This is a genomic window from Actinomyces succiniciruminis (assembly GCF_900002405.1).
Classification (GTDB): Bacteria; Actinomycetota; Actinomycetes; order Actinomycetales; family Actinomycetaceae; genus Actinomyces; species Actinomyces succiniciruminis.
Genome location: NZ_LK995544.1, coordinates 1 through 9,854, shown reverse-complemented (window position 1 = coordinate 9,854; position 9,854 = coordinate 1). Strand labels below are relative to the sequence as shown.

At 72.3% G+C, this 9,854-nt stretch carries 7 protein-coding genes; 2 read left to right on the top strand and 5 right to left on the bottom strand.

Annotated elements, in window-relative coordinates:
- Positions 1-1,398, top strand: a 1,398-nt coding sequence (locus tag BN1056_RS14475) for a multicopper oxidase domain-containing protein (RefSeq protein ID WP_244671755.1), incomplete at its 5' end; no start/stop codon positions are given.
- Between the two features lie 8 nt (positions 1,399-1,406).
- Here BN1056_RS14475 and BN1056_RS14470 read toward each other — a convergent pair.
- A complete protein-coding gene (locus BN1056_RS14470) occupies positions 1,407-2,273 on the bottom strand; it encodes a helix-turn-helix transcriptional regulator (protein WP_210582426.1) in 867 nt (288 codons plus the stop codon).
- Positions 2,274-2,356: 83 nt separating this feature from the next.
- A complete protein-coding gene (locus tag BN1056_RS14465; protein ID WP_244671754.1) occupies positions 2,357-3,034 on the bottom strand; it encodes a GNAT family N-acetyltransferase in 678 nt (225 codons plus the stop codon).
- A gap of 598 nt (positions 3,035-3,632) precedes the next feature.
- On the opposite strand from BN1056_RS14465, the gene BN1056_RS14460 reads away from it, so the two are divergent.
- Positions 3,633-4,862, top strand: coding sequence for an MFS transporter (locus BN1056_RS14460; RefSeq protein WP_210582423.1), 1,230 nt, complete (start codon positions 3,633-3,635; stop codon positions 4,860-4,862).
- A 36-nt stretch (positions 4,863-4,898) separates the two neighbouring features.
- Here the strand turns inward: BN1056_RS14460 and rsgA are convergent, their stop codons facing one another.
- From rsgA to BN1056_RS14445, 3 genes are read right to left on the bottom strand one after another with little or no spacing between them, the layout of a single operon-like run.
- Entirely contained in the window at positions 4,899-6,002 is a 1,104-nt protein-coding gene (gene rsgA / locus BN1056_RS14455; protein WP_210582421.1) for a ribosome small subunit-dependent GTPase A, read from the bottom strand.
- Positions 6,002-7,420 (bottom strand): 3-phosphoshikimate 1-carboxyvinyltransferase, encoded by a 1,419-nt coding sequence (gene aroA, locus BN1056_RS14450; protein WP_244671753.1) that lies wholly within the window; start codon positions 7,418-7,420, stop codon positions 6,002-6,004. Before aroA ends, rsgA begins: the two co-directional genes overlap by 1 nt.
- Before the next feature lie 5 nt (positions 7,421-7,425).
- Positions 7,426-9,597, bottom strand: a complete 2,172-nt coding sequence (locus BN1056_RS14445; protein ID WP_244671756.1) for an NADP-dependent isocitrate dehydrogenase — start codon at positions 9,595-9,597, stop codon at positions 7,426-7,428.
- Positions 9,598-9,854 lie beyond the last annotated feature (257 nt).

The window sequence follows — 9,854 nt, the reverse complement described above, 5'->3', positions numbered from 1 at the left end:
GTCGGGCGCGGCCAACGGCGGGCCGACGCCGCCCCTCAGCCCCGCCTGGATCGCCGCGGCGTGCTCCTGGGCCTGCTCACCACCGGGGCGGCCGTGGCCACCGGCGCCGGCGTCGCCGTCTGGCGGGCCACCCGCACCCCGTCGGCGGAGGCCGGTCCCGTGGCCGTCACGGGGCGGACCACCACCGTGACCGTCGCGGTCGAGGGGATGCGCTTCGTGCCCGACACCGTGGACGTTCCCGCCGGCAACCGGCTGGTGCTCACCCTGGACAACACCGGTGACCAGGTCCACGACCTCGTGCTCCAGCTAGACGACGGGACCACCGCCTCCACCGGCCGCGTCCCCGCCGGCGAGACCGGCAGCCTCGATGCCGGCGTCGTCACCGGCCCGCTGGAGGGCTGGTGCTCCATCGCCGGGCACCGCGCCCAGGGCATGGTCTTCCACGTCACCGCCGCCGGGCAGGCCGCCGCTTCGACTACGGCGACTGCGGCCGGGACGGACGACGCCGTACCCGATTTCGCCACCGCCCTTCCCGACGATGTGGAGCCCTTCGACGCCGCGCTGGCGCGCGCCGACACCGCCACCACCGTCCACGAGCACACCTTCACCGTCACCGAACAGGCCATGTACGTGGGCGGCGGCGTCACCCAGCGGCGGATGACGTACAACGGGCAGGCGCCCGGCCCGGTGCTGCGCGGTCGGGTCGGCGACACCTTCCGCATCACCCTGGTCAATGAGGGCTCCATGAGCCACTCGATCGACTTCCACGCCGGCGTCATCTCCCCGGACGCGCCCATGCGCTCCATCGACCCCGGCGACTCGCTCGTGTACGAGTTCACCGCCCAGCGCTCCGGCATCTGGCTGTACCACTGCTCCACCGCCCCGATGAGCGTGCACCTGGCCTCCGGCATGCATGGTGCCGTCATCATCGACCCGCCCGGGCTCGCCGCGGCGGACCGGGAGTTCGTCATGATCCAGTCCGAGCTCTACCTCGGATCCGAGGGCGGAGAGACCGACGCGGACAAGGTGGCCGCCAAGACCCCCGACCTGCTGGCTTTCAATGGCATCGCCTTTCAGTACCGCGACCGGCCGCTGACGGCGAAGCCGGGGGAGCGGCTGCGCTTCTGGGTGCTCGACGCCGGGCCCTCCCTGCCGATGTCCTTCCACGTCGTTGGGCTGCAGTTCGACCAGGTCTTCCACGAGGGCGCCTGGACGCTGGGCGGGCCCGACGACGTCGGCGCCGGCTGGTCCGGCGGCAGCCAGGCGCTCGGGCTGCAGCCCGCCCAGGGCGGCTTCGTGGAATGCGTGCCGCCGGCCCCGGGCACCTACACGCTTGTCACCCACGCCTTCGCCGACATGGAGAAGGGCGCGATGGGCTACCTGCGGGTCACCGGCTGAACCCTGAACTATCGGCTGGCCACGGTTTCGACAGGCCGGTGTTCGGCCGATGCGGCGGCCTGGGGTGCGGGCGGTTCGCCGGTGGGTTGCGTCGGCGTGGTTGCCCATGCCATCACGTGACAGCCGTCGGCACACAGTGGGACGACCGAGAATGTCGGCGTCCCCGTGCCTGCCTCGACGGCATCCGCGGCGCCGCCGTCCGCGCGGTCGGCGGAGGCGGGGCCGCCCGTGTGCGGGCGGGCGAAGCGCTCGTTGAGGAAGCCCTCGTGCATGAGGCACACCAGCCGGTGCGGCGGCCGGGAGGCGGTCATCAGCGGGCACGCCTTGAGGGTGATCTGCTCGCCGTCGAACTCGGGGGCGAAGCCCATATGCGACAGGTGCGGCAGCATGGCGGTCAGCCGCGTCGTCGACGTGGCAGTCGATGCCGCGGAGGCGGCGGCCTGCGCCGTCGGGGCCGCGGGCTCATCGGGGAGCAACTGAGCCCAGCGCCGACCGATCGCCTCCGCCCGCCGGCGGGCCTGCTCACCGTCGCCGAGCTGCTCGACAATCGCATCCAGCAGGGACAGGTAGGAGCCGACCACCTGCGCCGGATCGGGGCCGGCCGGTGCGTAGCGCAGGGCGGGGCGACCCCGCCGCCCCGTGGGGGCAGCGGACACCGCCACCAGGCCCGCCTCCACCAGGGCGTCCAGGTGCTCGCGCACCGTGTTGTGGTGCAGCTCGAGACTCCGGGCCAGCTGCGCCGCCGTGACCGACCGGCCTGACTCCTCCACCGCTGCCAGTACGCGGCGGCGCGCCGGAGACAACTCGGCGCGTGCCGACAGGTCGGTCCATGCGGAGCGGGGAAGGAGAGCCCCGGCAGTCGGGGAAGCGGACATGTGCTCAGGCTAACGTCCGCCGCGGCCGGGCAGGGAGGAAACAAGCCGCGGAACCGGGCACGTTTTCGCCGCGACTGCGGCCGTTACCGCCGTGGACGCGCAGGGCGGGTCAAGGCCCAGTAAACCGGCAGCGGCGGGGCGTCGAGCGTCGCCGCCAACGAGAATCCCAGGCGCTCGTACAACCGTCGCGATGCCGGCGTGGTCGACTCCAGGTGTGCGGCCACGCCGTCGGCGTCGACGCGCTCCAGGCCGTGGCGCAGCAGCGCCGTGCCCACGCCGGAGCCGCGGGCGCCGGGAGCGACGGCGAGCATGTACAGGTACCAGTACGGCTGCGGTGGCTGGGCCGCCTCACACTGGGCCGCATCTAGCAGCACCAGCTCCCAGGCGCCGCCCAGCAGGTCCAGGTCGACCCCGTCGAGTGGCTCGGAGCCGAACGGTCCCGTGGCATGGCGGCCCTGGGCGGGCGCATCCCACAGGGCGACGCCGAGCAGCCGCTCGTTCGGGGTGCCGGCGTCAGCCACCGCCAGGTCGACGTGCGCACCGGCCCGTTGAGAGGCGTCGGGGGAGAGATAGTGAGCGGTCAACTCGCAGCGGTGCAGGTGACCCAGGGCCGCCACCGGCTTCGGGGCCCGCGCGGCGATGGTGTGCATGAGTGGATCTGCGGTGAACACCTCGGTGAGTAGTTTGGCCACTGCATCCAGGTCCGCTGTCCCGCCGGGGCGGATCACCGGGCTGCTGGTGCTGGCTGGCATGCGGGCCATGGCTGCTTTCCTCTCCCTGAGACCGGCACGAGTAACACCCAGAGATTAGAGGGGCTCGTTGTGTTTGCGGGTGTGGGGGCCGTCTGTGAGCCTCACCGGTCATCCGGTCGGCGAATGGGTTGTGTTTGCGGGTGTGGGGGCCGTCTACAACGCCACTTCAGCGTCTGCAACGCCACTTCGGGGTTAACAACGCCTGTTAACGGTCTGCTGAAGACCTCCGAGGTATACAGCAGACCGTTAAGTAGCGTTGTTAACGCCCAACCGGCGTAGCAGACACCCCCACCCACCACACTCCCGACCCGTCCGGTCGGTTCCGTGCACATCAGGTGCAACTGGCGGAGATATCCCTGGCCGAACTGGACCGTCATCCACGCCTGACCCGCCATTTCCGGGACTCCGGTCTCGCTCGCGCGGCGCCGGATTACCGCGGCGGTGGCCCGGCCCCGGACCCCCGACAAGGCACCGGGTATCTGCCACGGCCGACTCGGATATGGTTCATGGCATGTTTTTGCGGCGGCCAACTGTTGAAGCACCTGGTGGCGATCGCCTGCTACCGGCAGTTGCGCGTCGGCGCCTGGTCCGGCGCTCGCGGCAGGCGATGCTTTTCGGCTGGGTCTTGTCGGCCACGGGCTCGGCGGTGGTGACCGGGGCCGCGCCCGCGCTGGTGGTAGCCGCGACCCTTCCGGCGGTCTGGATCGCCTTTTACTCCACCCTGACCAACATTGAGGATCTGCTCGCGCCGTTAATGGTCAAAGCCATCGCGCGGTGGCGGCCGGGACGGGTGCTGACCGCGTGCGAGGTGTACGACGTCGCGCTGCTGCTGGTCGCGCTGGCACTGATCGGTATCGGCGTTGAGGTCGGTCCGGTGCTCGCCGGGTACCTGATCGCCTCCTCGCCTATCCCCTTGGTTTTGGACGTTGCCGAGGAACTGTACGGCGCGGAGATGGCAGCGGTGGACCCCGAGATGTCCTTCCGCTTCACCTCCCACCTGCACTCGATGACCGCGTTTATCTCAAGAGTCGTCGCCCTGCCTGTTGGAGCCGCATTGACATTCCTGTCTCCCGCAGCGGTGCTCGCAATCAACTTGGTCCTGTCGGTTGCCGCGGTGGCCCTGCGCCTGCGCGGCGTCGCCTACGAGGAGGAGGCCACCGCCGGCGGCGGCAGTGAGGACGCCGAGGAGGAGGGTGGCCTGCGCTTTTCGACGCTGGCGCTGCTGCGTGGTTTTATCACCCGACCGCTGGTGTCCCCGCTCAGCATCCTGCTGCGCTCCATCGCCGCCGGCCTGGCCGGCACCTACGTGGTCGTGTTCATCGGTACGCGCTACGGGCATGGGGCCTATGTGTGGGTACTCGTCGCCACCGGAATAGGGGCGACCGTGGGCCCTCAGCTCGCGCGCCTGGGGCGCGGCGCGGCTGGCGGGGCCGTCACCGTGACCGGCTGCGCCTTGGCGGGCGCCCTGGCGCTGCTGATCGGTGCCGTGTTCCTGCCTGCCGGGAACCTCCCGGTGGGCGCAACCGGTCTGGTCATCGCGGAGGCCTGCCTGTGGGGCGTGGGCAGTGCACTGATAGGGGAACGGCAGGTACAGCTCAGTGGCCGCGACTTCGTGGAGGACACGGTCTGGTGCCAGGCGGCAGGTGCGCTCGGCGCGGTAGCGGGGAGCTGGGCGGCGCTGGGCCTGCGCGCGACGACTTGGCCCATATGGGCACTGGGCATCGCCTCTCTCACGCTGGCGCTGCTGGCCGCATATGTCTGGTTGCTGTCTCGAATGCGGCGGAGCGCGGAAGCTGGCGCGAAGAAGCGGAACGAGGCTGCGGCCGCTCGGCTATAGCCTCAGCCCCGACTCAGCTGTGCAGCTCCAGTTCGCTTACCGGCGGTGCGCCGTCGGGGTCGTGGGGTCCTCGGCCTCCAGCGCGGGGGCGAGTAGACGTCGGAAGGAGTCCACCCGGGCCCGACGCCGCTCACGCTCCGCCGGCTCCGGCGCGGCGTCGGCGACCCACTCGTCCAGGGCGCACTCGATAACGCCCGCCTCGTGCGTGCAGCCGCGCGGGCAGTCCTCGGCGACCTCGGTCAGGTCCGGGAAGCCACGCAGCACGTCCGCGCTGGACACGTGCGCCACCCCGAAGGAACGCACCCCGGGGGTGTCGATCACCCAGCCGCCACCCGGCAACTCGAGTGCCTGCAGGTTCGTGGAGGTGTGCCGCCCGCGTCCGGTGACCACATTCACCTCGCCGGTGACCCGGTCCGCCCCGGGCACGAGCGCGTTGATGAGCGTGGACTTGCCGACCCCGGAGTGCCCGACGAACACCGAGGTGCGCCCGCCGATCAGCGCGCGCACCGCCTCCACGCCGTCGCCGCCGGCGCGGGACGCCTCGGCGCGGCTGGACGGATCCAGGCGCGTTGACACCGAGCGCACGCCCAGCGGCTCGTAGAGAGCCAGCAGCGGGGCGGCGTCGGCCAGGTCCGCCTTGGTCAGGACCAGTAGCGGTTCCATGCCGGCGTCGTAGGCGGCCACCAGATACCGGTCGATCATGCGCGGGCGCGGCTCCGGGTCCGCCAGGGCGGTGACGATCACCAGCAGGTCGGCGTTGGCCACCACGGGCCTCTCCGTGCCGGCCGCGTCCCCGTCCTCGGCGCTGCGCCGCAGCAGGGTGCGGCGCTCGTCGACGCGCACCATGCGGGCGAGGGTGTCCTTGCGGCCGGAGGTGTCCCCGACGACGGCGACCCGGTCCCCGACCACGACCTTCCCGCGTCCCAGCTCGCGGGCCTTCATCGCCGTGATGTCGCCGGTGCCGTCGGCGGTCAGGGAGGGGTCCTCCAGGCGGATGCGGTAGTGGCCGCGATCGATGCGGGTGACCATGCCGGGCACGGCGTCGGCGTGGGCGGGGCGCTGCTTGGTGCGGGGACGCGAGCGCTTACCGGGGCGCACCCGCACCCGCGGATCGTCGGTGCCGATGTCGCGGCGTGCCATCAGCGCCCCTCCCGGTCGGCCAGCAGCTTCGCCCACAGGGCGGCGAAGTCGGGGAGGGTCTTGGCGGTGCAGGCGATGTCGTCCACTTCGATTCCGGGGACGCCCAGGCCGATGACGGCCGCGAAGGTCGCCATGCGGTGGTCTGCGTAGGCGCGCAGCCGGGCCGGGTGCAGGTGCACCCCGGTGGGCAGCGCGTCGATCTCCAAACCGTCGGCGGTCTGCCGAGCCGTCCCGCCGATGCGGTTGATCTCGGCCTCCAACGCGGCCAGGCGGTCGGTCTCGTGCCCGCGCAGGTGGCCGATGCCGCGCAGGCGCGAGGCGTGCCCCTGCGCGGAGGCCAGAGCCGCCAGCGCCGCCACCGTGGGGGTCAGCTCCCCGACGGCGGACAGGTCGGCGTCGATTCCGTGCAGTTCGCCGGTGCCGACCGCAGTCAGTGTCAGTGAGCCGTCCGCCTCACGGGCCTGCTCGACGGCGCCGCCCAGGCCGGGCAGCAGCCACCGCCAAGCGTCGCCCGCCTGGGTGGTGTGCGCCGGCCAGTGGCGTACGCCGACGCGCCCGCCGGCCACCAGCGCCGCCGCCAGGAATGGGCCCGCGTTGGACAGGTCCGGCTCAATGACCAGCGTGCCGCCCCGCGGCGCGCCCGGGTGAACCGTCCAGGTGCGTGCACCCACGGGGGCGTCGGCGTCCGGCACGTCCACGGCGACGCCGCGTTCGCGCAGGAACTCCACGGTCATGGCCACATGCGGCAGGGACGGCACCGGCCCGGTGGGGGTGACGGCCAGGCCACCGGGCAGCAAGCACCCGGACAGCAGCAGCGCGGACAGGAACTGGGAGGAGCCGGAGGCGTCCACGCTCACCCGGTGCGGGGCCTCGGGGCGGGCCGGGTCGGCGGGGCGCAGCGGGCCTCCGCCGCCGGGGCCGACGCGCACGGGCAGGAAGCCGGGATCACCCAGGTAGTCCACCTCGGCGCCGAGCGCGGTCAGGGCGTCCAGCAGCGGCGCCAGCGGGCGACGGCGGGCGGCGGCGTCGCCGTCGAAGACCACGGGTGCGTCGGCCAGGGCCGCCAATGGCGGCACGAAGCGCATCACTGTTCCGGCCAGGCCGCAGTCGATACGAACCGCCCCGTCGGCGTCGGCGCGGGCCTGGAGCGGGCACGGCGCGGGCGTGACCCGCAGGGCACCGTCGGCGCAGGCACCGGAATCGTCAGGAAGTTCCTCGAAGCGGGCCCCGAGCGTGGTCAGAGCGGCGCGCATGAGTTCGGTGTCGCGGGAGCGCAGGGCGCCGCGCAGCGTCGTCGGGCCCTGCGCCACCGCCGCCGCCACCAGGGCCCGGGCCGTAAGCGACTTCGACCCTGGCAGGTCGATGACGGCATCGAGCGGCCCGGAGGCGGCAGGCGCCGGCCAGGGGGCAGCAGCCACCGCAGTCACAGCGCGTCGACGATGGCGTTCAGGGCCGCGCTCGGGCGCATGACGGCGTCGGCCAGGGCCGGATCGGGCAGGTAGTAGCCGCCCAACTCGACTGGGTGCCCCTGCACCGCCACCAGCTCGGCCTGCACCTGCTCATTGACCGCACCCAGCTGTTCGGCCACGGGCGCGAAGCGCACGGCCAGGTCGGCGTCGGCCGTCTGTGCCGCCAGCTCGCGTGCCCAGTACAGGGCCAGCCAGGCGTGGGAGCCGCGGTTGTCGATGCCGCCCAGGCGGCGGGCGGGGGAGCGCTCCTCCTGCAGCAGCGTGGTGGTGGCCGCGTCCAGGGCGTCGGCCAGCACCGTCGCCCGCGCGTTCCCACTCACCTGCGCCACGTGCCGCAGCGCCTCCGCCAGAGCCAGGAACTCACCCAAGGAGTCCCAGCGCAGGTAGTCCTCTTCAAGCAGCTGACGCACGTGCTTGGGGGCGGAACCCCCGGCGCCCGTCTCGTACAGGCCGCCGCCGTTCATCAGCGGCACCACCGACAGCATCTTGGCGCTCGTACCGACCTCCAGGATGGGGAACAGGTCGGTGTTGTAGTCGCGCAGTACGTTCCCGGTCACCGAGATCGTGTCCTCGCCGCGGCGCGCCCGCTCCAGCGACAGGCGGGTGGCCGCGACCGGGTCCAGGATCCGGATGTCCAGGCCGGTGGTGTCCTCATCGGCCAGGTAGTGCTCCACCAGGGAGGCGATGGTGCGGTCGTGGGCGCGTTCGGGGTCCAGCCAGAACACGGCCGGCGCCCCGGTGGCGCGCGCCCGCACCACGGCCAGGTGCACCCAGTCGCGTATGGCCGCGTCCTGAGCCTGGCAGGCGCGCCAGATGTCCCCGGCCTCGACGGCGCTGGACAGCAGCACGGTGCCTGCCGGCTGGCCCGTGCCCGCGGTGACGACGACCTCGACGGTGCCGTCGGCGGGGATCAGGAAGGTCTTGTCGTGGCTGCCGTACTCCTCGGCCTTGCGGGCCATCAGCCCGACGTTCGGCACCGAGCCCATCGTGCGCGGGTCCAGGGCGCCGTTGGCCTTGCAGTCCTCGATGACGGCCTCGTACACGCCGGCGTAGGAGGAGTCGGGGATGACGGCGAGGGTGTCGTCCTGGCCGCCGTCGGCATCCCACAGCTTGCCGCCCGCGCGGATCATGGCGGGCATGGAGGCGTCGATGATCACGTCGGAGGGCACGTGCAGGTTGGTGATGCCGCGGGTGGAGTCCACCATGTTCAGCCGGGGCCCAGCCGCCATCTCCTCGCGCAGGCTCGCCCGGATCCGCTCACCCTCGGGCAGGTCATCCAGACCCGCCAGGATCGAGGCCAGCCCGTCCTCGGCGCGCAGTCCAGCGGCCGCCAGCACCTCACCGTAGGTGTTGAAGGTCCGGGGGAAGAAGGCGCGCACCACGTGCCCGAAAATGAGCGGGTCGGAGACCTTCATCATGGTGGCCTTCAGATGCACCGACAGCAGCACGTCGTCGGCCTTGGCGGCGGCGTTGGCCCGCGCCAGGAACTCGTCCAGCGCCCGCGCCGACATGAAGGTGGCGTCCACCACCTCCCCGGCCGTCACCGGCAGCGCCTCGCGCAGTACCACCGGCTCGCCGCCGTCGGCGGGAACCAGCCGGATCTGTACGGTGCCGGCCGCGGGAACCACCACCGAGCGCTCGTTGTGGCGGAAGTCGTCGGCATCCATGGTGGCTACGCGGGTCTTGGAGTCCGGGCTCCACGCGCCCATGGAGTGCGGGTGCGTGCGCGCATAGGCCTTGACGGCCTGCGGGGCGCGCCGGTCGGAGTTGCCCTCGCGCAGCACCGGGTTGACGGCGGAGCCCTTGACGGCGTCGTACGCCTCGCGCACCTGCCGCTCGGCGTCGGTGGCCGGCTCGTCGGGATAGTCGGGCAGCTCGTAGCCCTTCTCACGCAGCTCGGCGATGGCGGCCTTGAGCTGCGGCAGGGAGGCCGAGACATTCGGAAGTTTGATAATGGTGGCGGCCGGCTCCTGGGTGAGAGCGCCAAGCCGGGCCAGGTCGTCGTCCGCCAGCCCGAAGGCGGCCAGAATGCGGCCCGCCAGGGAGATGTCCGCGGTGCCTACGCTCACGTCGGCGGCGCGGGTGAACCCCTTGATGATGGGCAGCAGGGAGCGGGTCGCCAGCATCGGCGCCTCGTCGGTCAGCGTGTAGATGATGTCGGGCGTCGCGGCGGGGGCGCTGTTGACGTTCTGGTCTGTCACCGGTCGTGTTCCTTCGTGTTCCTCAAGGTCGGCTGGGGCTTGGCCCTTGTCTCCGGCGGCGGCCGGTGGGGCTCCCGACCTTGAGGGTAGCGCGGCGCCGCGTCGATTTGTGCTGTGGCCGGTCGAAGTTGCGCCCCGACCGCCACAAGCGCAGTGGCCAGGCGAAGCCGCAAGTGGCGGGG

What these genes read in the sequence shown, in the direction of transcription:
- BN1056_RS14470 (WP_210582426.1), bottom strand. Translation starts at nt 2,273, where the DNA reads ATGTCCGCTTCCCCGACTGCCGGGGCTCTCCTTCCCCGCTCCGCATGG.
- BN1056_RS14465 (WP_244671754.1), bottom strand. Translation starts at nt 3,034, where the DNA reads ATGGCCCGCATGCCAGCCAGCACCAGCAGCCCGGTGATCCGCCCCGGC.
- BN1056_RS14460 (WP_210582423.1), top strand. Translation starts at nt 3,633, where the DNA reads ATGCTTTTCGGCTGGGTCTTGTCGGCCACGGGCTCGGCGGTGGTGACC.
- rsgA (WP_210582421.1), bottom strand. Translation starts at nt 6,002, where the DNA reads ATGGCACGCCGCGACATCGGCACCGACGATCCGCGGGTGCGGGTGCGC.
- BN1056_RS14445 (WP_244671756.1), bottom strand. Translation starts at nt 9,597, where the DNA reads ATGCTGGCGACCCGCTCCCTGCTGCCCATCATCAAGGGGTTCACCCGC.